The organism is Streptomyces sp. NRRL B-1347, assembly GCF_000720325.1.
In the GTDB taxonomy this organism is placed as follows: Bacteria; Actinomycetota; Actinomycetes; order Streptomycetales; family Streptomycetaceae; genus Streptomyces.
On record NZ_JOJM01000060.1, the window covers coordinates 22,646 to 43,723 of the forward strand.

At 67.9% G+C, this 21,078-nt stretch carries 18 protein-coding genes and 1 tRNA gene; 3 read left to right on the top strand and 16 right to left on the bottom strand.

Annotated features, from left to right (window positions below; all coding sequences use genetic code 11):
• Positions 1-19: 19 nt before the first annotated feature.
• From rpsG to IG74_RS0134980, 15 genes are all read right to left on the bottom strand, one after another.
• A complete protein-coding gene (rpsG, locus tag IG74_RS0134905; RefSeq protein WP_003974303.1) occupies positions 20-490 on the bottom strand; it encodes a 30S ribosomal protein S7 in 471 nt (156 codons plus the stop codon).
• 2 nt (positions 491-492) lie between these two features.
• Entirely contained in the window at positions 493-864 is a 372-nt protein-coding gene (gene rpsL / locus IG74_RS0134910) for a 30S ribosomal protein S12 (RefSeq protein ID WP_003948652.1), read from the bottom strand.
• A 314-nt stretch (positions 865-1,178) separates the two neighbouring features.
• Positions 1,179-1,685 (bottom strand): DUF1707 and DUF4190 domain-containing protein, encoded by a 507-nt coding sequence (locus tag IG74_RS0134915; RefSeq protein WP_234334548.1) that lies wholly within the window; start codon positions 1,683-1,685, stop codon positions 1,179-1,181.
• A 116-nt stretch (positions 1,686-1,801) separates the two neighbouring features.
• Positions 1,802-5,701, bottom strand: coding sequence for a DNA-directed RNA polymerase subunit beta' (locus IG74_RS0134920; protein WP_030685492.1), 3,900 nt, complete (start codon positions 5,699-5,701; stop codon positions 1,802-1,804).
• A 94-nt stretch (positions 5,702-5,795) separates the two neighbouring features.
• Positions 5,796-9,281: a DNA-directed RNA polymerase subunit beta gene (gene rpoB / locus IG74_RS0134925; RefSeq protein WP_030685495.1), complete on the bottom strand. Its 3,486-nt coding sequence runs from the start codon at positions 9,279-9,281 to the stop codon at positions 5,796-5,798.
• A 605-nt stretch (positions 9,282-9,886) separates the two neighbouring features.
• A complete protein-coding gene (gene rplL / locus IG74_RS0134930) occupies positions 9,887-10,276 on the bottom strand; it encodes a 50S ribosomal protein L7/L12 (protein WP_030685497.1) in 390 nt (129 codons plus the stop codon).
• Between the two features lie 111 nt (positions 10,277-10,387).
• Entirely contained in the window at positions 10,388-10,915 is a 528-nt protein-coding gene (gene rplJ / locus IG74_RS0134935) for a 50S ribosomal protein L10 (protein WP_030685499.1), read from the bottom strand.
• Between the two features lie 311 nt (positions 10,916-11,226).
• Positions 11,227-12,090 carry a hypothetical protein gene (locus IG74_RS0134940; protein ID WP_030685502.1) on the bottom strand — a complete coding sequence of 288 codons (864 nt, stop codon included), beginning with the start codon at positions 12,088-12,090 and terminating at the stop codon, positions 11,227-11,229.
• 125 nt (positions 12,091-12,215) lie between these two features.
• Positions 12,216-13,118: a hypothetical protein gene (locus IG74_RS0134945; RefSeq protein ID WP_030685504.1), complete on the bottom strand. Its 903-nt coding sequence runs from the start codon at positions 13,116-13,118 to the stop codon at positions 12,216-12,218.
• Between the two features lie 250 nt (positions 13,119-13,368).
• On the bottom strand, positions 13,369-14,091 hold the full coding sequence (rplA, locus tag IG74_RS0134950; RefSeq protein WP_030685507.1) for a 50S ribosomal protein L1: 723 nt from the start codon (positions 14,089-14,091) through the stop codon (positions 13,369-13,371).
• 80 nt (positions 14,092-14,171) lie between these two features.
• Positions 14,172-14,606, bottom strand: a complete 435-nt coding sequence (gene rplK, locus IG74_RS0134955; RefSeq protein WP_016645192.1) for a 50S ribosomal protein L11 — start codon at positions 14,604-14,606, stop codon at positions 14,172-14,174.
• Between the two features lie 268 nt (positions 14,607-14,874).
• Positions 14,875-15,402, bottom strand: a complete 528-nt coding sequence (locus tag IG74_RS0134960; RefSeq protein WP_030685510.1) for a hypothetical protein — start codon at positions 15,400-15,402, stop codon at positions 14,875-14,877.
• A 286-nt stretch (positions 15,403-15,688) separates the two neighbouring features.
• Positions 15,689-16,606, bottom strand: a complete 918-nt coding sequence (nusG, locus tag IG74_RS0134965) for a transcription termination/antitermination protein NusG (protein WP_030685513.1) — start codon at positions 16,604-16,606, stop codon at positions 15,689-15,691.
• Positions 16,607-16,682: 76 nt separating this feature from the next.
• On the bottom strand, positions 16,683-16,967 hold the full coding sequence (gene secE, locus IG74_RS0134970) for a preprotein translocase subunit SecE (RefSeq protein ID WP_030685514.1): 285 nt from the start codon (positions 16,965-16,967) through the stop codon (positions 16,683-16,685).
• A 107-nt stretch (positions 16,968-17,074) separates the two neighbouring features.
• Positions 17,075-17,147: transfer RNA gene (locus tag IG74_RS0134980), tRNA-Trp, on the bottom strand.
• A 202-nt stretch (positions 17,148-17,349) separates the two neighbouring features.
• Between IG74_RS0134980 and IG74_RS0134985 the strand changes: the two genes are divergently transcribed.
• The gene (locus tag IG74_RS0134985; protein WP_030685517.1) at positions 17,350-18,576 is read left to right on the top strand and encodes a pyridoxal phosphate-dependent aminotransferase; all 1,227 of its coding nucleotides are present in this window, start codon (positions 17,350-17,352) and stop codon (positions 18,574-18,576) included.
• 128 nt (positions 18,577-18,704) lie between these two features.
• Positions 18,705-19,724 (top strand): adenosine deaminase, encoded by a 1,020-nt coding sequence (locus IG74_RS0134990; protein WP_030685519.1) that lies wholly within the window; start codon positions 18,705-18,707, stop codon positions 19,722-19,724.
• Here the strand turns inward: IG74_RS0134990 and IG74_RS0134995 are convergent.
• A complete protein-coding gene (locus IG74_RS0134995; protein ID WP_030685522.1) occupies positions 19,714-20,325 on the bottom strand; it encodes a TetR/AcrR family transcriptional regulator in 612 nt (203 codons plus the stop codon). The genes IG74_RS0134990 and IG74_RS0134995 overlap by 11 nt on opposite strands.
• Positions 20,326-20,408: 83 nt before the next feature.
• Here IG74_RS0134995 and IG74_RS0135000 point away from each other — a divergent pair, with 83 nt between their 5' ends.
• Entirely contained in the window at positions 20,409-21,047 is a 639-nt protein-coding gene (locus tag IG74_RS0135000; RefSeq protein WP_030685524.1) for an NAD(P)-dependent oxidoreductase, read from the top strand.
• Positions 21,048-21,078 lie beyond the last annotated feature (31 nt).

A 21,078-nucleotide genomic window follows, 5' to 3' on the forward strand; every position in this document is an offset into this window, starting at 1 on the left:
GTCTCGATGGGGGTAGCGACTACCAGCGGTAGTGCGCGAAGGCCTTGTTGGACTCGGCCATCTTGTGGGTGTCCTCGCGCTTCTTCACAGCGGCACCGAGGCCGTTGGAGGCGTCGAGGAGCTCGTTGAGCAGGCGCTCGGTCATGGTCTTCTCGCGACGGGCGCGGGAGTAGCCCACCAGCCAGCGCAGGGCCAGCGTGTTGGCGCGACCGGGCTTGACCTCGATCGGCACCTGGTAGGTCGCACCACCGACGCGGCGGGACTTGACCTCGAGGGTCGGCTTGATGTTCTCCAGCGCGCGCTTCAGCGTGATGACCGGGTCGTTGCCGGTCTTCTCACGCAGACCCTCCATGGCGCCGTACACAATGCGCTCGGCGGTGGAGCGCTTGCCGTTCAGCAGCACCTTGTTGATGAGGGAGGTCACCAGAGGAGAGCCGTAGACCGGGTCGATGATGACCGGGCGCTTCGGGGCGGGGCCCTTACGAGGCATTCTTACTTCTCCTTCTTGGCGCCGTAGCGGCTGCGGGCCTGCTTGCGGTTCTTGACACCCTGGGTGTCAAGCGAACCGCGGATGATCTTGTAGCGAACACCCGGCAGGTCCTTCACACGGCCACCACGCACGAGCACGATGGAGTGCTCCTGCAGGTTGTGTCCCTCACCCGGAATGTAGGCCGTGACCTCGATGCCGGAGGTCAGACGCACACGCGCGACCTTACGGAGGGCCGAGTTCGGCTTCTTCGGGGTGGTCGTGAACACACGCGTGCAGACGCCGCGGCGCTGGGGCGAACCCTCGAGTGCGGGCGTCTTGTTCTTCTCGACCTTGTCCTGCCGGCCCTTCCGGACCAGCTGCTGGATCGTAGGCACTACTTCTCCGGTTTCTGTGTGCCGAGTAGTAAAGCTAACCTGGAACGTTTCCGACCCACGCGGTCGGGTGTGTCGAATGCTGCAGACCCCCGCCAAAGGCGAGAAGGGCGCAGATTGCGGTGGCCGAATCGGACTCACGATGCGGTTGAAGACACGCGCGCGAGCCCAGGCACACCCCAGGCACAAGGTCTGAGCGTACCTACCTCATTGGCTGCGGTCAAAACAAATACCCCGCACCCCGGACACGCCGGGCGCCGCGGGCGGCGTGAGCTGCTGATCGGCCTTCGGCCTCGTCCTCAAGCGCCGGACGGGCCCTATCCCCCGGCCGCCGCGGTGACCAGCAGCAGGAGCAGTACCCAGCCCACGATGGCCAGCCAGCCGAGGGCCAGGCCCGCCACCGCCTGGCCGTCGCCGCTCTCGTGGGTGCGGCGGATCTCGGCGCGGGCCACGTGGCCGAGCACCACCGCGGGCACGGCCGTGGCGCCCAATGTGAAAAATGTCGCGATTCCACAGACCATGGCCGCGGTGGCCTTGCCGTTCGTCGGCGGCGCGGCCATGAAGGTGGGCACCGCGCGCGAGGCCTGCGGGAAGCCCGACGGGCCCTGCGGCAGATCGGCGACGAGAAGGGCGAGCTCTCCCACCGTACGGGCCTGGTAGGCCCGCTCCACGCGGCGCTCGTACTCCTCCTGCTGGAGGCGGCCCTCAGCGAAGCCCGCGCGCAGCACATCGACCGCGCGCTCCCGGTCGGAGTGGCCCGCCAGCATCGACGGCTGCCCCTGCTGTCCCGGCCACGGCGCCGGCTGCCACGACGGATTCGTCACGAGACGCACACTCCCCCACACGACGTGTGCCCTCCATGATGCGCCAAAGCACCGCAGGGCGGCCACCCGACTCTCATCGGGTGACCGCCCTGCGGTGTGACGCGCTACTGAGGCGACTACTGGTTGTAGGGACCGTAGTCGTAGTCCTCCAGCGGAACGGCCTGGCCGGAGCCCGTGCCGAACGGCGAGTAGTCGATGTCGTCGTAGCCGACGGCCGAGTACATCGCGGCCTTGGCCTCCTCGGTCGGCTCGACCCGGATGTTGCGGTAGCGGGACAGACCCATACCGGCCGGGATGAGCTTACCGATGATGACGTTCTCCTTGAGGCCGATGAGGCTGTCGGACTTGGCGTTGATCGCCGCATCCGTCAGGACTCGGGTCGTCTCCTGGAAGGAGGCGGCCGACAGCCAGGACTCCGTCGCCAGCGAGGCCTTGGTGATACCCATCAGCTGCGGACGGCCGGAGGCGGGGTGACCGCCCTCGGTGACCACACGACGGTTCTCGGTCTCGAACTTCGAACGCTCGACGAGCTCGCCCGGCAGCAGCTCCGCGTCGCCGGACTCGATGATCGTCACGCGGCGCAGCATCTGCCGGATGATGATCTCGATGTGCTTGTCGTGGATCGACACGCCCTGCGAGTTGTAGACCTTCTGGACCTCGCCGACCAGGTGGACCTGGACGGCGCGCTGGCCGAGGATCCGGAGCACGTCGTGCGGGTTGGTGGCACCCACGGTGAGCTTCTGGCCCACCTCGACGTGGTCGCCCTCGCCCACCAGGAGACGGGCACGCTTCGAGATCGGGAACGCCGTCTCGTCGCTGCCGTCGTCCGGGGTGACGACGAGCTTCTTGGTCTTCTCGGTCTCCTCGATGCGGACGCGGCCCGCGGCCTCGGAGATCGGGGCGACACCCTTCGGCGTACGGGCCTCGAAGAGCTCGACGACACGGGGCAGACCCTGGGTGATGTCGTCACCGGCCACACCACCGGTGTGGAAGGTACGCATCGTCAGCTGGGTACCGGGCTCACCGATGGACTGGGCGGCGATGATGCCGACCGCCTCACCGATGTCGACCAGCTTGCCGGTGGCGAGCGAGCGGCCGTAGCAGAAGGCACAGGTGCCGACCGCCGACTCACAGGTCAGGACCGAGCGGGTCTTGACCTCCTCGACGCTGTTGGCGACCAGGGCGTCGATCAGGACGTCACCCAGGTCGACGTTGGCCGGCGCGATGACCTTGCCGTCGATGACGACGTCCTCGGCCAGCATGCGGGCGTACACGGACGTCTCGACGTTCTCCGTCTTGCGGAGCACGCCGTCCTCGCCACGGACCGCGATCTTCAGCTTCAGACCGCGCTCGGTGCCACAGTCCTCCTCGCGAATGATGACGTCCTGGGAGACGTCGACCAGACGACGGGTGAGGTAACCGGAGTCGGCGGTACGGAGAGCCGTGTCCGCCAGACCCTTACGGGCACCGTGCGTGGAGATGAAGTACTCGAGCACGGAGAGGCCCTCGCGGAACGAGGCCTTGATCGGACGCGGGATGGTCTCGTTCTTCGCGTTCGACACCAGACCACGCATACCGGCGATCTGCCGCATCTGCATCATGTTTCCTCGGGCACCCGAGTCAACCATCATGAAGATGGGGTTGGTCTTGGGGAAGTTCGCGTTCATCGCCTCGGCGACCTCGTTGGTCGCCTTGGTCCAGATCGCGATGAGCTCCTGCGTGCGCTCTTCCTTGGTGATCAGACCGCGCTCGTACTGCTTCTGGACCTTCTCGTCCTGCGCCTCGTAGCCCGCGACGATCGCCTTCTTGGCCTCGGGGACCACGACGTCGGAGATGGCCACGGTGACGCCGGAACGGGTCGCCCAGTAGAAGCCGGCCGCCTTCAGGTTGTCGAGCGTCGCCGCCACGATGACCTTGGGGTAGCGCTCGGCGAGGTCGTTGACGATCTCGGAGAGCTGCTTCTTGCCGACCGAGTAGTCGACGAACGGGTAGTCCTCGGGCAGCAGCTCGTTGAAGAGCGCGCGGCCCAGGGTCGTGCGCAGGCGGAAGCTGTCGCCCTGCTGGTACTCCTGCTCGCCCTCCTCGGCGACCGGCGGCACCCAGCCACGCGGCGGGATGGTGCCCACCGGGAAGCGGATGTCGACGGCCGACTGGAGCGCGAGCTCGTCGGCGTCGAACGCCATGATCGCCTCGGCGGTGGAGCCGAACGCACGGCCCTCGCCCTTGACGTCACGCAGCTCGCCGTCGGTGGTGAGGAAGAACAGACCCAGGACCATGTCCTGCGTCGGCATCGTCACCGGACGGCCGTCGGCGGGCTTGAGGATGTTGTTCGAGGACAGCATCAGGATGCGGGCCTCGGCCTGCGCCTCCGCGGAGAGCGGCAGGTGCACGGCCATCTGGTCACCGTCGAAGTCCGCGTTGAACGCGGTGCAGACGAGCGGGTGGATCTGGATGGCCTTGCCCTCGACCAGCTGCGGCTCGAAGGCCTGGATGCCGAGGCGGTGCAGCGTCGGCGCACGGTTCAGGAGGACCGGGTGCTCGGCGATGACCTCTTCGAGGACGTCGTACACGACCGTGCGGCCGCGCTCGACCATCCGCTTGGCGCTCTTGATGTTCTGCGCGTGGTTCAGGTCGACCAGGCGCTTCATCACGAACGGCTTGAAGAGCTCCAGGGCCATGGCCTTGGGCAGACCGCACTGGTGCAGCTTCAGCTGCGGACCGACGACGATCACGGAACGCGCGGAGTAGTCCACGCGCTTGCCGAGAAGGTTCTGACGGAATCGACCCTGCTTGCCCTTGAGCATGTCGCTCAGGGACTTCAGCGGGCGGTTGCCGGGACCGGTGACCGGGCGACCACGACGACCGTTGTCGAAGAGGGCGTCCACGGCCTCCTGGAGCATGCGCTTCTCGTTGTTCACGATGATCTCGGGCGCACCGAGGTCGAGAAGGCGCTTCAGGCGGTTGTTGCGGTTGATCACGCGGCGGTACAGGTCGTTCAGGTCGGAGGTCGCGAAGCGGCCACCGTCCAGCTGCACCATCGGACGCAGGTCCGGCGGGATGACCGGCACGCAGTCCAGAACCATGCCCTTGGGGCTGTTCGAGGTCTGCAGGAACGCGGAGACGACCTTGAGGCGCTTGAGCGCACGGGTCTTCTTCTGGCCCTTGCCGGTGCGGATGATCTCGCGGAGGCGCTCGGCCTCCTCGTCGAGGTCGAAGGACTCCAGGCGCTTCTGCAGCGCCGCGGCACCCATCGAGCCGTCGAAGTACGTGCCGAAGCGGTCACGCAGCTCGCGGTAGAGCAGCTCGTCGCCCTCGAGGTCCTGGACCTTGAGGTTCTTGAAGCGCGACCAGACCTCGTCCAGACGGTCGATCTCGCGCTGCGCGCGGTCGCGCAGCTGCTTCATCTCGCGCTCGGCACCCTCGCGCACCTTGCGGCGCACGTCGGCCTTGGCGCCCTCGGCCTCGAGCTCGGCCAGGTCGGTCTCGAGCTTCTTGGCGCGGCCCTCGAGGTCGGCGTCGCGGCGGTTCTCGATCTGCTGGCGCTCCACGGAGACGTGCGCCTCCAGGGAGGGCAGATCGCGCGTGCGGCGCTCCTCGTCCACGAACGTGATCATGTACGCGGCGAAGTAGATGACCTTCTCGAGGTCCTTCGGCGCGAGGTCGAGCAGGTAGCCCAGACGGGACGGGACACCCTTGAAGTACCAGATGTGCGTGACGGGCGCGGCCAGCTCAATGTGGCCCATCCGCTCACGACGCACCTTGGCGCGAGTGACCTCGACGCCGCAGCGCTCGCAGATGATGCCCTTGAAGCGGACGCGCTTGTACTTGCCGCAGTAGCACTCCCAGTCCCGGGTCGGACCGAAGATCTTCTCGCAGAAGAGTCCGTCCTTTTCGGGCTTGAGGGTGCGGTAGTTGATGGTCTCGGGCTTCTTGACCTCGCCGTGGCTCCACTGACGGATGTCGTCCGCGGTAGCCAGGCCGATCCGGAGCTCGTCGAAGAAGTTGACGTCGAGCACTATGCGTCAATCCCTCTCAGGGTCGTGTCTCAATCAATGGTCTGTGGGGGTCCGGGGGCCCGCCACCCCGGAGTCCGGGGCGGCGGGGGACCCGTCAGACCTCTTCGACGCTGCTCGGCTCGCGCCGGGACAGGTCGATACCGAGCTCCTCCGCGGCGCGGAAGACGTCCTCGTCCGTGTCGCGCATCTCGATGGACATGCCGTCCGAGGACAGCACCTCCACGTTGAGGCACAGGGACTGCATTTCCTTGATGAGCACCTTGAAGGACTCAGGAATGCCGGGCTCGGGGATGTTCTCGCCCTTGACGATGGCCTCGTAGACCTTCACGCGGCCGGTGACGTCGTCGGACTTGATCGTCAGCAGCTCCTGGAGGGCGTACGCGGCGCCGTAAGCCTCCAGCGCCCACACCTCCATCTCACCGAAGCGCTGGCCACCGAACTGAGCCTTACCACCCAACGGCTGCTGGGTGATCATGGAGTACGGACCGGTCGAGCGAGCGTGCAGCTTGTCGTCGACCAGGTGGTGCAGCTTGAGGATGTACATGTAGCCGACCGAGATCGGCTCCGGGAACGGCTCGCCGGAGCGGCCGTCGAACAGCGGCGCCTTGCCGGACGGGAGCACCATGCGCTCGCCGTCGCGGTTCGGAATCGTGTGCTCGAGCAGACCGGCCAGCTCGTCCTCGCGGGCGCCGTCGAACACCGGCGTGGCGACGTTGGTGCCCGGGGCGACCGAGTCGGCGCCGATCGCCTGCAGGCGCTCCGCCCACTCGTCGGCGAGCCCGGAGACGTCCCAGCCGCGGCTGGCGAGCCAGCCGAGGTGGATCTCCAGGACCTGTCCCGGGTTCATTCGGGACGGCACACCCAGCGGGTTCAGGATGATGTCGACCGGAGTTCCGTCCTCGAGGAACGGCATGTCCTCGATCGGAAGGATCTTCGAGATAACACCCTTGTTGCCGTGACGGCCGGCGAGCTTGTCACCGTCGGTGATCTTGCGCTTCTGGGCCACGTAGACGCGGACCAGCTGGTTCACGCCCGGGGGGAGCTCGTCGCCCTCTTCGCGGTCGAAGACGCGGACGCCGATGACCTTGCCGATCTCACCGTGCGGCACCTTCAGGGAGGTGTCACGGACCTCGCGGGCCTTCTCGCCGAAGATCGCGCGGAGCAGGCGCTCCTCCGGCGTCAGCTCGGTCTCACCCTTGGGCGTGACCTTGCCGACGAGGATGTCGCCGGCGACGACCTCGGCACCGATGCGGATGATGCCGCGCTCGTCGAGGTCGGCGAGGACCTCCTCGGAGACGTTCGGGATGTCCCGGGTGATCTCCTCGGGGCCCAGCTTGGTGTCACGGGCGTCGACCTCGTGCTCCTCGATGTGGATCGAGGAGAGGACGTCGTCCTGCACGAGGCGCTGCGACAGGATGATCGCGTCCTCGTAGTTGTGGCCCTCCCACGGCATGAAGGCCACGAGCAGGTTCTTGCCCAGGGCCATCTCGCCTTCCTGGGTGGCGGGGCCGTCGGCGAGGACCTGGCCCTCGATGACGCGCGCGCCTTCCTCGACGATGACCTTCTGGTTCACCGAGGTGCCCTGGTTCGAGCGGGAGAACTTGGCGACGCGGTACGTGGTGTACGTGCCGTCGTCGTTCGTGACGGTGATGTAGTCCGCGGAGACCTCCTGGACCACACCCGCCTTCTCGGCCTTGATGACGTCACCGGCGTCGACGGCGCAGCGGTACTCCATGCCGGTACCGACGAGGGGGGCCTCGGCGGTGATCAGCGGCACGGCCTGGCGCATCATGTTCGCGCCCATGAGCGCGCGGTTGGCGTCGTCGTGCTCGAGGAAGGGGATCATCGCGGTCGCGACCGACACCATCTGGCGCGGCGAGACGTCCATGTAGTCCACGTCCGTCGGCGCGACGTAGTCGACCTCGCCGCCGCGGCGGCGGACCAGGACGCGGGCCTCGGCGAACCGGAGCTCGTCGGTCAGCGGCGCGTTGGCCTGCGCGATGACGAATCGGTCCTCTTCGTCAGCGGTCAGGTAGTCGACGTCGTCGGTGACCTGGCCCTCGACGACCTTGCGGTAAGGCGTCTCGATGAAGCCGAACGGGTTGATGCGGCCGTACGAGGCGAGCGAACCGATCAGACCGATGTTCGGGCCTTCGGGCGTCTCGATCGGGCACATGCGGCCGTAGTGCGAGGGGTGCACGTCACGGACCTCGAAGCCCGCCCGCTCACGGGAGAGACCACCCGGGCCGAGCGAGTTCAGACGCCGCTTGTGGGTGATGCCCGACAGCGGGTTGTTCTGGTCCATGAACTGCGACAGCTGGCTGGTGCCGAAGAACTCCTTGATGGAGGCGACGACCGGCCGGATGTTGATCAGGGTCTGCGGCGTGATCGCCTCGACGTCCTGGGTGGTCATGCGCTCGCGCACGACGCGCTCCATACGGGCGAGACCCGTACGGACCTGGTTCTGGATCAGCTCGCCGACGTTGCGGATGCGGCGGTTGCCGAAGTGGTCGATGTCGTCGGTCTCGACGACGATCGACGCACCGCTGTCGCCCACGGTCTCGGTCTCACCGGCGTGCAGCTTCACCAGGTACTTGATCGAGGCGAGGATGTCCTCGACCGTCAGCACACCGGCGTCGAGCGGGGCGTCCGCGCCCAGCTTCTTGTTCACCTTGTAGCGGCCGACCTTCGCGAGGTCGTAGCGCTTCGGGTTGAAGTACAGGTTCTCGAGCAGCGTCTGCGCGGCCTCGCGGGTCGGCGGCTCGCCCGGACGGAGCTTGCGGTAGATGTCGAGCAGCGCGTCGTCCTGGCCCTGGGTGTGGTCCTTCTCCAGGGTGGCGCGCATGGACTCGTACTCGCCGAACTCCTCGAGGATCTGCTCGGTCGTCCAGCCGAGGGCCTTGAGCAGCACGGTGACCGACTGCTTGCGCTTGCGGTCGATGCGCACGCCGACCATGTCGCGCTTGTCGATCTCCATCTCCAGCCAGGCACCCCGGGACGGGATGATCTTGACGGAGAAGATGTCCTTGTCGGACGTCTTGTCGATGGAGGAGTCGAAGTAGACACCGGGCGAACGGACGAGCTGCGACACCACGACACGCTCGGTGCCGTTGATGACGAAGGTGCCCTTGTTCGTCATGAGCGGGAAGTCGCCCATGAAGACCGTCTGGGACTTGATCTCGCCGGTCTCGTTGTTGGTGAACTCAGCGGTGACGAAGAGCGGGGCGGCGAACGTGAAGTCGCGCTCCTTGCACTCGTCGATGGAGTTCTTCGGGGGCTCGAAACGGTGGTCCCGGAACGTCAGGGACATCGACCCGGAGAAGTCCTCGATCGGGGAGATCTCCTCGAAGATCTCCTCCAGACCGGACTTGGTGGGGACGTCCTGTCCGGACTCCAGAGCCGCCTCGACACGAGCCTTCCACGCGTCGTTGCCGAGCAGCCAGTCGAAGCTCTCGGTTTGCAGCGCAAGAAGGTTCGGAACCTCGAGGGGCTCCTTGATCTTTGCAAAGGAGATGCGCAGCGGGGCGGTGCTGGCGCCGTTGTTCGTATTCGCGGTCGAGGCAGTGCGCGAGGCGGCCAAGAGGGGGTCCTTCCGAGGGCTCGGACTCACTACGCGCGTACCGGTCCCAGCCTTGGCACGGGGGAGAGACGGTCTTGAAGTGGCTAAAAGGCCAGGTCAGGACGGTTACAACCCACGATGCTCAGGGATGGGCATGCCCCTGGTGACGGGCAGGAGGCAGCTAACAGGCAGCGCAAAGGGTCAGTGTAGCCACCTGGCCCACTGATGTCCAGTGCGGGTTTCTGAAGACCCTTTGTGTTCTCAACACCTGCGGCAAGCCACGTCCTCAACGCACATCGATACTGCCCTCTTCGCCGCCGATCCATGCCTCGGATGCGGATCGTTGTGACGACGCGTCCTGAGAATTGCGCGCTGCGTGCGGTTCGTCAAGGCCCCCCAGCCCTGACAGGCTCCGATTCGGGAACCTTCGGGGGTCGTCCGGAGGCACAACGAAGATCACCATACTCGCCGGTGCCGACAGTGCAAGGCAGCCGTCACGGGAATGCCGAAGGGCGACCACCCAACTGGGTGATCGCCCTTCAGTGTCTGCGCGTTACAGCGCGGGAGCCGTGTGGTCCCTCACAGGACCACGAGGCTCGAGGAGTCGCGTACGACCCCGTGAGGTGTTACTTGACCTCGACGGAGGCGCCGGCGCCCTTGAGGGCCTCGGCGGCCTTCTCCGCAGCGTCCTTGGCGACCTTCTCGAGGACCGGCTTCGGGGTGCCGTCGACGAGGTCCTTGGCCTCCTTCAGACCCAGGGAGGTCAGCTCACGCACGACCTTGATGACCTGGATCTTCTTGTCGCCCGCACCGGTGAGGATGACGTCGAACTCGTCCTTCTCCTCCTCGGCGGCGGCAGCGGCGCCACCAGCGGCACCACCGGCGACGACGACCGGCGCGGCAGCGGCGGCGGTGACGTCGAACTTCTCCTCGAAGGCCTTCACGAACTCGGAGAGCTCGATGAGGGTCATGCCTTCGAACTGCTCGAGCAGCTCGTCCTGGGTGAGCTTCGCCATGATGGCGGTCCTTCCACTAATTCGGCAGGTGCCGGATGTACTGGTGTGGCGGGCGTACGTCTGGCCCGCTGTGACCGTCGCCGTCAGGCAGCGGTCAATGTGCGAGCCGAGTTACTCGGCACCGCCCTGCTCGTCCTGCTTGGCACGGAGCGCGTCCACGGTGCGGACGAGCTTCGACGGCAGCGCCTGGAAGACAGAGGCAGCCTGAGACTGCTTGCCCTTGAAGGCACCGGCCAGCTTGGAGAGCAGAACCTCGCGGGACTCGAGGTCCGCAAGCTTCTTGATGTCGTCGGCGGACAGCGCCTTGCCGTCCAGAACGCCACCCTTGATGACAAGGGCGGGGTTCTCCTTGGCGAAGTCACGCAGACCCTTCGCCGCCTCGACCGGGTCACCGGTCACGAAGGCGACAGCCGTCGAGCCCTTGAGGTGCTCGTCCAGCTGAATCCCGGCCTCGTTGGCCGCGATCTTGGTCAGCGTGTTCTTCACCACACGGTACTGAGCGTTGTCGCCGAGAGAACGGCGGAGCTGCTTGAGCTGCGCCACGCTCAGTCCGGTGTAAGAAGTCACAACAGCAGCGTTGGAGTCGCGCAGCTTCTGCGTGATCTCCTCGACGGCTGCGACCTTGTCGGACGTCGCCATGAGCCTCGGCCTCCTTCCGGGGTGATGATCCTCGACTGACCCTTCTCGATCAGCCGTGTCGCCGGACCGCCTGAATCAGGCACAAGGAAGGGGCTCTGCACAAAACGAAACGCCCCGGCGCAGGCGCACGGGGCGTGAGCTCGACCGGACACGAACGTGTCCAGGAGCACTTCCTCGGTCACCTGCGCGGGTCGTCCGCAGTTCAGCGGATCCTTCGGCCGCCGCACACTCTTACGAGCACACGACAACGACCAGCGGTCTTTGGCTTCTCCGGAAGGCTACGCGAACCGGGCCGCGTCAAGCAAATCGGGTCAGCGCTTGGCGCCCGTGTCCTTCATCATCTCGGCGAGATCCATGACCTGGCCCTTCGGCGGCGCCGTGACCCGCACCGGCTTGTTCACGTCGAAGAACGTGATCGTCATGTCGAACTTGCCCTTGTCACCCTTGCCCTGGGTGCGGAACTGCTTCGTGCGGTCGTCGCCGTCGATCCACATGTCCATCGAGAGCTTCTCGATGCCCATGTCCGCGAACTTCTCGATGTTCTTCGTGCGGCTCTTGCGCTTCTCCGGGTCCTCGTCCTTCAGGTCCGCGCGCAGTTCGTCCAGGGTGACCGTGCCCGCGTAGTGGGTGGTCTCGACGCCGTCGACGGTCTCCTCGCCGACCTTCTTCACGTCCTTGGAGCCGGTCAGGAAGGCGGCCTCCTCGGCCGGGTTCTTCTCGGCCTGGCTGGACATGGAGGATCCCCCGGGCTCGCCCGCGCCCTGCTTCTCCATAGCCTTGGCGTCGAACTTCATCCAGCTCTTGCCGTCCGTCTCGGCGGTGGGCTTGCCGCTGCCGAGGTACAGACCGCCGTCGACGAGCCGGATCTCGGCCTTCTGGCCCGGCTGGTCGAGCGAGGTCATCTTCATCCGCATGGCGAGCGGCTTCGCCGTCATCGACGCCTCGGCCCGCACGCGGCCGTCCCCGGGCACCTGGCCCTTCATGCGGAAGCTGAAGGACTTGAGCCGCTCGCCGTTCTTCGCGGCCTTCTTCACGGCCGCGGCCGGCGAGAGGTCACCCCCCGCGCTGTCCGACTTCTTGTCCGTGCCGCAGCCCACCGCACCACCGGCGAGCAGCAGGGCCGCCACGGCGGCGCTCGCCGCTCTCTTACGACCCTTACGTACGGAAATGATCATTACCCCACCCCTAGGAACATTTGATCCACATATTGCGGTGGGCTGAGGTTACCTGACGGACACGCGGGGGGTCTCCGGGATATCTCCCGAGGTCAGACCGAGATCGGGCCGCTACAGGACCGAGATCAGGTGGCGGGCTGGCGGTTCATCAGGTCCTTGAAGTCGGCGGTGTCGGACGCGGGCGGCTCCTCGGCGGAGACCTCGGTGCCGTAGTCGCTGTAGTACGCCGTCGCGGACAGCTCGCCGGTCTTCATCTGGCCCTTCTCGACCTTCTTGACCAGCAGGTTCTCGTCGTTGACCCAGATGTCGACGGTCTCGGTGGTGATGCCCGCCTGCTCCAGCTGCCGCTTCATGTCGGTGAGTTGGGACTTGCTGAGCCCGGAGGTCTTCTCCGCGAGCGCGGCGACGTCGACGGTGCCCGAGTAGTGCGTGGTGTTCACGCCGCGGACCGTCTCCTCGCCGACCTTCTTCACGTCACCGGAGGCGAGCAGCATCTTCACCGACTGGTGCGGCGTGCTGTTCTGCATCGCGTCCTTCATGTACGCGCCCGAGCCGCCGCCGATCCGTTCCAGGTCTCCGTACGCGTACTTCACCCAGTGCTTGCCGCCGGCCTGCGCGGCGAACTGGTCGCCCATCTTGGCGTAGTACGCGTCGGGCAGGTAGCGGGCCTCCATGGAGGTGCTGCCCGTCTGGCGCATCGTCTCCGCCAGCTGGCCGCCGGTGTAGGTGATCGTCATGGTGCCGGTGAGGCCGTCCTCCCAGCCGAGGGCGCCGCTGGCCTTCATGGACATCACGGAGCCCATGGTGGTCTCGGACTCCACCTTGGCCGAGTCCGCCTTGTCGGTGGACTTCTCGATGGTGCGCAGGGCGGCTATGGGGCTGACGCTGAGGCCGCCGCCCCCGCCCTTGCCCGAGGAGCCCTTGGAGTCGTCGTCCGAGCCGCCCGACGAGCCACAGGCGGTGATGCCGGTCAGCGCCGTCGCGGCCGCGATCGCCAGCGCCACGCGGCGCGCTGTCGTGCCGTTCATGTCGTCCCACCCCTTGCGTCCATGGAGAACCGGCACGCTAGCGCGGCCCGCCCCCCGGCGTCCTGCGTACGTAGCCGAAATCACGTACGGCGAAGTCACTTGCGGAGAAAGCTCGTTCACGTACGGGGCGAGCCCGCTCCCCCGGCGTCTACCCGTGTAAGCGTCTACCCGTACAACGGGGACGGGTCCCGCACCACGAATGGTTGCGGGACCCGTCGTTTACGCGCCGGACGCGCGGCTGCCGTCAGTTTCAGACGGCGGCCGGGTCCTCCTCGACGAGGAGGTTGCGGGTGCGGTTGGAGTCCAGCGGAATGCCGGGGCCCATCGTGGTGGTGATGGCGGCCTTCTTGATGTACCGGCCCTTCGCGGCCGACGGCTTCAGACGGAGGACTTCCTCCAGGGCCGCGGCGTAGTTCTCCACCAGCTTGGTGTCGTCGAAGGACACCTTGCCGATGATGAAGTGCAGGTTCGAGTGCTTGTCGACGCGGAACTCGATCTTGCCGCCCTTGATGTCGTTGACAGCCTTCACGACATCGGGGGTCACGGTGCCGGTCTTCGGGTTCGGCATCAGACCACGCGGACCGAGCACGCGGCCGAGGCGGCCGACCTTGCCCATGAGGTCCGGGGTGGCGACGACGGCGTCGAAGTCCAGACGGCCCTTGGAGACCTCGTCGATCAGCTCGTCGGCGCCGACGATGTCGGCCCCGGCGGCTTCCGCGGCCGCAGCACGGTCACCGGTCGCGAAGACCAGGACCCGGGCGGTCTTACCGGTGCCGTGCGGGAGGTTCACGGTGCCACGGACCATCTGGTCGGCCTTGCGCGGGTCGACACCCAGACGGAAGGCGACCTCGACGGTGCCGTCGAACTTGGTCGCGGAGGTCTCCTTGGCGAGACGGACCGCCTCGAGCGGGGCGTACAGCTTGTCCCGGTCGATCTTGGCGTCCGCAGCGCGGAGAGTCTTGCTGCGCTTCACTTCGTACTCCTGAGGTTCAGGTTTGGAGTTCGTGGTCCGGGCCAGCGCTGGCCCTGCCACTCAGGTCAAACGGGGTGAGGTCAGCCCTCGACCGTGATGCCCATGGAACGGGCGGTGCCGGCGATGATCTTCGACGCGGCGTCCAGGTCGTTCGCGTTGAGGTCGGGCATCTTCGTGGTGGCGATCTCGCGGACCTGCGCCTCGGTGATCTTGGCGACCTTGGTCTTGTGCGGCTCGCCGGAGCCCTTCTCCACGCCCGCGGCCTTGAGGATCATCTTCGCGGCCGGCGGGGTCTTGGTGATGAAGGTGAAGGAGCGGTCTTCGTAGACCGTGATCTCCACCGGGATCACCCAGCCACGCTGCGACTCGGTCGCGGCGTTGTAGGCCTTGCAGAACTCCATGATGTTCACGCCGTGCTGGCCCAGCGCGGGGCCGACAGGCGGGGCCGGGTTGGCGGCGCCGGCCTGGATCTGGAGCTTGATCAGCCCCGTGACCTTCTTCTTCTTGGGAGGCATTGCTCTCTCCGGGTCCTAGTGAGAGTGTTGAGCAGCCCCATCCACCATGATCCTGCGGCATTCCGCGACGACCGTCACACGATCGTCTGGATCATTTGGATGGAGGCATACCGCCCTACGATAACGGGTAACGCGCCGGGGCCCAAACCGGCCCCGAGCAGGCCCGTGGGCCCGCCCCCGTGTGACGGGCCCACGGACGTCTTCCGGACCCGCCCGACAGGGCCGGGAGGGCGGCCCCGCCGAGCGGGCACTTGGGGGACGGCCCCGCTCAGCAGCGCTTGGACGTCAGCGCCTGGCCCGGCAGCGCGTCGCCGGGAGCGCGCAGCTGGCCGATGGCCGCGGTGCACTCGGCGGCGGTGTCCGCGGGCAGCGACCAGAACTCCGCGCTGTTGGTGCGGTTCCACCAGTCCTGGCCGACGATCTCGTCCCGGGCGTAGCTGTAGACGCCGGTGCTGACGTCGTAGTCCTTGATCTTGTCGCGGAAGCTCTTCCACACCCACACGTAGCCGTAGTTCTTCTTGCACGAGGGCGAGTAGAACTGCTTGACGGACGCCGCGTGCGCGCCCTTCCTGTCGATGTAGGCGGTGGTCCCGATCTGGTAGGCGTCGGCACAGACCCCCGCGGCCTGTGCCTTGGCGCTCCTCGGGTTGCCGTCCGCGGAGGGCGCCGTCGACTGGGGCGCGGCCCTGCGGGCGTCGGGTGCGGGGGCGGGGCCGGTGCCGGCGAGCGCGGTGCCGCCGGCGAGCAGCACGAAGGTGCAGGCGGAGGCGGCGATCGCGGTCTTACGAGCTCTCATGAGGTGTCCCCTTGCTCGTGGTGAGTGAGCCCGTCCGGCCATACCGCAGCAGAGCACCACAAATCGCCGCGCCAGAGGTGCAGGAATCCCCGTGGGCGTGGGTGGTGAGTCGTGGAGAGCGGCGGGAAGGCCGGGCGGTTCCGTCTACCAGGTCAGACAGCCCGACCCGGCCGATGGTTGTGGTGCGGAACACATTTGCTCCGCTCGGGGGTGCGGCCGGGTGTGCGACAGGGCCCCCGACCGGCGGAAAGCCGCTGGTCGGGGGCCCTGTCGGAAGAGCGTCGCGTCAGTTCTTCTGGATCTGGTCGAAGCTGAGCTCGACCGGGGTCTCGCGGCCGAAGATCTCGACGAGGCCCTTGACCTTCTTCGAGTCGGCGTTGATCTCGTTGATGGTCGCCTGGAGCGTGGCGAACGGGCCGTCGGTGACGGTGACCGAGTCGCCGACCTCGAAGTCCAGGACCTCGACGGTGACCTTGCGGGCCGGAGCCGGCTTGCCCTCGGCCTCGGCGGCCTCGCGGGCGGCCTTCTCCTCGGCCTCCGGGGCGAGCATCTTGACGATCTCGTCCAGGGTCAGCGGGTACGGGTCGTAGGCGTTGCCCACGAAGCCGGTGACGCCGGGGGTGTTGCGGACGACGCCCCAGGACTCGTTCGTCAGGTCCATGCGGACCAGGACGTAGCCGGGGAGCTTGTTCTGGCGGATCGTCTTGCGGTCGCCGTTCTTGATCTGGACGACCTCTTCCTGGGGCACCTCGGCCTGGAAGATGTAGTCCTCGACGTTGAGCGAGACGGCGCGCTGCTCGAGGTTGGTCTTCACGCGGTTCTCGTAACCGGCGTAGGTGTGGATGACGTACCACTCGCCGGGCAGGCCGCGGAGCTCGTCACGGAGGGCGGCGACGGGGTCGACCGGCGCGGCGGGCTCGGCCTCCTCGGCCTCTTCCTCGACCTCGGCCTCTTCTTCGGCGGCGGCCTCGGCCTCGGCGTCGTCCTCGACGAGCTCGGCGGCAGCGGCGTCCTCGTCGGTCTCCGCGACGGCCTCGGCGTCGTCGTCCTCGTGCACAGCGGCCTCTTCGGCAGCCTCACCGGCGGCGGCGTCGGCAGCCTCGACCTCGTCCGGGTCCACGGCGTCCGCCGCCTCGACGATGTCGATCTGGTCCTCCACGGACTCCGCCGACTCGATGGCGTCGTTCAGGTTCGGGTCAGACACGGTGGCTGCTTCTTCCTGGATACAAGGGGTGGAACGCGCGAAAGGGGCGCCTGGAGCGGCGCCCTTCGCTTTCGGTCTAGCCGAAGATGTACTTGATGAGGTGGCTGAAGCCGTAGTCAATCACGGTCACGAGACCGATCATGATGACGACGAAGACGATCACGACGGTGGTGTACGTCGTGAGCTGACTCCGGGTGGGCCAGACGACCTTGCGGAGCTCGGCGACGATCTGGCGGTAGAAGAGCGCGAGACGGCCCAGGGGGCCCTTCTTGCCGCGCTTGCCGCCCTTGCGGGTCTTCTTGGACTCCGGCGCCTCGTCCTGGGCATCAGGCATGTCGATGGAGCCCACGGCGTCCGTCACTCGTCCTCACCTGATTCCGGGTCGTGGCCGTGCCGCGCCCGGTTGAGCCGCACGGCGGTGCATTGCAGTACGTACATGCGCACACATCCTGGCGAAGGTGTGTGTAGCAGGGCCGGAGGGACTTGAACCCCCAACCGCTGGTTTTGGAGACCAGTGCTCTACCAATTGAGCTACGACCCTTTGATTTCCCCCAACCTACCGCATCCGACCATGTGCACGGAGTGCGGTGGAAGGAACGGCCGGTGAGGGCCAACGACGAGTGAGTGTACGTGGTCCGGGGCGCCCCGTCGAACAGCTCGGGTTCCGCCGGTCGGTCCGGAGGCGATCACGGGTCCGGCAAACCCGTGTGCCCGGGCCCCGCGAGGTCTGGAACGATGGGCGCATGAGCGCTGTCACTCCACCCACCGAGCGCCGGGTCTCCGCCCGCATCGGCGCGATCTCCGAGTCCGCGACCCTCGCCGTCGACGCCAAGGCCAAGGCCCTCAAGGCCGCCGGGCGCCCGGTGATCGGTTTCGGCGCGGGCGAGCCCGACTTCCCGACCCCGGACTACATCGTCGAGGCGGCCGTCGAGGCCTGCAAGAACCCGAAGTACCACCGCTACACGCCCGCGGGCGGTCTGCCCGAGCTGAAGGCCGCGATCGCCGCGAAGACCCTCCGCGACTCCGGCTACGAGCCCGAGGTCTCCCAGATCCTGGTCACCAACGGCGGCAAGCAGGCCATCTACGAGGCCTTCGCCGCGATCCTCGACCCGGGTGACGAGGTCATCGTCCCGGCGCCGTACTGGACGACGTACCCGGAGTCGATCCGTCTGGCGGGCGGTGTCCCGGTCGACGTCGTCGCCGACGAGACCACCGGCTACCGCGTCTCCGTCGAGCAGCTGGAGGCCGCGCGCACGGAGAAGACGAAGGTCGTCCTCTTCGTGTCGCCGTCGAACCCGACGGGCGCGGTCTACAGCCGCGAGGACGCGGAGGCCATCGGCCGCTGGGCGCACGAGCACGGCCTGTGGGTCCTGACGGACGAGATCTACGAGCACCTGGTCTACGGGGACGCGGAGTTCACCTCCCTGCCCGCGCTCCTGCCCGAGCTGCGCGACAAGTGCATCGTGGTGAACGGCGTCGCGAAGACGTACGCGATGACCGGCTGGCGCGTGGGGTGGATCATCGGCCCGAAGGACGTGGTGAAGGCCGCGACGAACCTCCAGTCGCACGCCACCTCCAACGTCTCCAATGTGGCGCAGGCCGCCGCCATCGCCGCCGTCTCGGGCGATCTGACCGCCGTCGAGAAGATGCGCGAGGCCTTCGACCGCCGCCGCAAGACGATCGTGCGGATGCTGAACGAGATCGACGGCGTCCTCTGCCCCGAGCCCGAGGGCGCCTTCTACGCGTACCCGTCGGTGAAGGGCCTCATCGGCAAGGAGATCCGCGGCAAGCGTCCGCAGGACAGCGTCGAGCTGGCCGCACTGATCCTCGACGAGGTCGAGGTCGCGGTCGTCCCGGGCGAGGCCTTCGGCACGCCGGGCTATCTGCGGCTCTCGTACGCCCTGGGTGACGAGGACCTCGTCGAGGGCGTCTCGCGGATCCAGAAGCTGCTGGCGGAGGCGCGGGACTGACCCCCGCCGCCCCGGGGAACGGGCCTTCCGCATCACGTGATGCGGAAGGCCCGTTCCTTCGTTCGGTGACGTACCTCATGGGAAAAAGCGGCTACCGGGACCCGGGGTGCGTACGGCAAGATCCTGGAATGGAGCGTGTACGAGACGTCAGCGAGCTGCCCAAAGCCCATCTTCACCTGCACTTCACCGGGTCGATGCGGCCCTCCACACTCCTGGAGCTCGCCGACAAGTACGGCGTCCATCTGCCGGCCGCGCTGACCGGCGGGAACCCTCCGAAACTGCGCGCCACCGACGAGCGCGGCTGGTTCCGCTTCCAGCGGCTCTACGACATCGCGCGGTCCTGTCTGCGCGAGCCGGAGGACATCCAGCGGCTGGTTCGGGAGGCCGCGCAGGAGGACCTCCGGGACGGTTCCGGTTGGCTGGAGATCCAGGTCGACCCGACGTCGTACGCTCCCCGGCTCGGCGGGCTCATCCCGGCCCTGGAAGTCATCCTGGACGCCGTCGACAGCGCCTCGCGCGAGACCGGTCTGGGGATGCGCGTCCTGGTCGCCGCGAACCGCATGAAGCACCCGCTGGACGCGCGCACGCTGGCCCGGCTCGCGGTCCGGTACGCCGACCGCGGCATCGTCGGCTTCGGCCTGTCGAACGACGAGCGGCGCGGCATGGCGCGGGACTTCGACCGGGCCTTCGCGATCGCGCGGGAGGGCGGCCTGCTCGCGGCCCCGCACGGCGGCGAGCTGACGGGCCCCTCGTCGGTGCGCGACTGCCTGGACGACCTGCACGCCCGGCGCATCGGGCACGGCGTGCGGGCGGCCGAGGACCCGCGGCTCCTGAAGAAGCTCGCGGAGCGGGGCGTGACCTGCGAGGTGTGCCCGGCGTCGAACGTGGCGCTCGGGGTCTACGAGAAGCCCGAGGACGTGCCGCTGCGCACGCTGTACGACGCCGGGGTGCCGATGGCGCTCGGGGCCGACGACCCGCTCCTGTTCGGCTCGCGGCTCGCCGCGCAGTACGAGATCGCGCGGCGCCACCACGGCTTCACCGACGCCGAACTCGCCGAGCTCGCACGGCAGTCGGTGCGCGGCTCGGCCGCCCCCGGCGGCGTGCAGGAGAAGCTGCTCGCCGGGATCGACGAGTGGATCAGCGACTGACGCCGGCGAGGAGCGTGCGGGCGAGGCCGGCGGCGAAGGCGTCGACGGACCGCGGGGGCCGCTTGCCGACCGTGGCGTCGTAGGCGAAGGCGCGCTGGGCGCAGGCGCCCAGGAGCAGCGAGGCCGCCGCGAAGGTGTCGGCGTCGGGAGCGATGCGGCCCGCGTCGCGCTCGGCGCGCAGATAGGCGTCCAGGGCCTCGATGGGCATGTGGGGGCCCATGCCGCGCTCGCGCATGGCGTCGTCGTGGCGGCGCTTGAGCTTCGTCTCCGCGTACAGGGAGGCGGCGACCGGGAAGCTCTGTGCGTAGAACTCGCAGGCCAGGACGGCGATCTCGGTGAGGTTCTGCTCGACGGTGCGCTCCCCCGGCTCCTCGATGAGGCGCTGCAGGAGCGGTCCGAGGCGGGGCAGCCGCTCCTGGAGGACGCCGACGAACAGGTCCTCCTTGCTCGCGAAGTGCTTGTAGAGCGCGGCTTCGGAGCAGCCCGCGGACTTCGCGATCTCCTTGGTGGTGGCCCGGGCGAGGCCGAGCGTGCACATGAGCTCGTGGGCCGCGTCGAGGATGCGCTCGCGTGTGGGCCGCTGCGGTGCCTGCCGTTCCATGAACCTTCCAACCGGGCTTGACGACGGGGTGAGTACATACTCACTCTAGTGGTGAGTGAATACTTACCCACCTGGAGGGCGCGATGAGGATCACGGTGTTCGGGGCGAGCGGCGGCATCGGCGGGGAGATCGTCCGGCAGGGCCTCGCGGCGGGGCACGAGGTCACGGCCGTGGTGCGCGATCCGGCGCGCCTCAAGGCGACCGGGGACCGTCTGAAGGTGGTCCGGTCCGACCTCGGGGACGCGGAGGAGCTGCGCGGGGCCGTGGCGGGCCGGGACGCGGTGCTCTCCGGTCTGGGGGCGCGTGGACGTGAGGACGCGCGCACGGGCATCGCGACGCGCCTCACCGTGCCGGTGCTGCGCGCCATGGAGGCGGAGGGCGTGCGCCGCCTCCTGGTGGTGAGCGCGGCGCCGCTGGGCCGGGCGGCGGAGCGCGATCCGCTGTTCGACCGCGCCGTGCTGGCCGTGGTGAGCAGAGTGTTCAAGCCGGTGTACGTGGATCTGCGCGTCCTGGAGGACGAGCTGGCGCGCAGCGCGACGGACTGGACGTCCGTGCGCCCGCCGCGGCTCCTCGACAAGCCGCTGACGGGCACCTACCGGACGGCTGTCGGACGCAATCCGCGCAGCGCGCGGGAGATCGCCCGGGCCGACGTGGCGCACGCCATGCTGACGATGATCGACGACCCGGCGACGGTGAAGCAGGGCGTGGGCGTGGCGTACTGAGCGCCTGCGGGGCCCCGTGTGGGGCCGCGGG

What these genes read in the sequence shown, in the direction of transcription:
- IG74_RS0134960 (WP_030685510.1), bottom strand. Translation starts at nt 15,402, where the DNA reads ATGAGAGCTCGTAAGACCGCGATCGCCGCCTCCGCCTGCACCTTCGTG.
- IG74_RS0134995 (WP_030685522.1), bottom strand. Translation starts at nt 20,325, where the DNA reads ATGGAACGGCAGGCACCGCAGCGGCCCACACGCGAGCGCATCCTCGAC.
- IG74_RS0134940 (WP_030685502.1), bottom strand. Translation starts at nt 12,090, where the DNA reads ATGATCATTTCCGTACGTAAGGGTCGTAAGAGAGCGGCGAGCGCCGCC.
- IG74_RS0135000 (WP_030685524.1), top strand. Translation starts at nt 20,409, where the DNA reads ATGAGGATCACGGTGTTCGGGGCGAGCGGCGGCATCGGCGGGGAGATC.
- IG74_RS0134985 (WP_030685517.1), top strand. Translation starts at nt 17,350, where the DNA reads ATGAGCGCTGTCACTCCACCCACCGAGCGCCGGGTCTCCGCCCGCATC.
- IG74_RS0134945 (WP_030685504.1), bottom strand. Translation starts at nt 13,118, where the DNA reads ATGAACGGCACGACAGCGCGCCGCGTGGCGCTGGCGATCGCGGCCGCG.
- rplK (WP_016645192.1), bottom strand. Translation starts at nt 14,606, where the DNA reads ATGCCTCCCAAGAAGAAGAAGGTCACGGGGCTGATCAAGCTCCAGATC.
- IG74_RS0134990 (WP_030685519.1), top strand. Translation starts at nt 18,705, where the DNA reads ATGGAGCGTGTACGAGACGTCAGCGAGCTGCCCAAAGCCCATCTTCAC.
- rplJ (WP_030685499.1), bottom strand. Translation starts at nt 10,915, where the DNA reads ATGGCGACGTCCGACAAGGTCGCAGCCGTCGAGGAGATCACGCAGAAG.
- rpsG (WP_003974303.1), bottom strand. Translation starts at nt 490, where the DNA reads ATGCCTCGTAAGGGCCCCGCCCCGAAGCGCCCGGTCATCATCGACCCG.
- rplL (WP_030685497.1), bottom strand. Translation starts at nt 10,276, where the DNA reads ATGGCGAAGCTCACCCAGGACGAGCTGCTCGAGCAGTTCGAAGGCATG.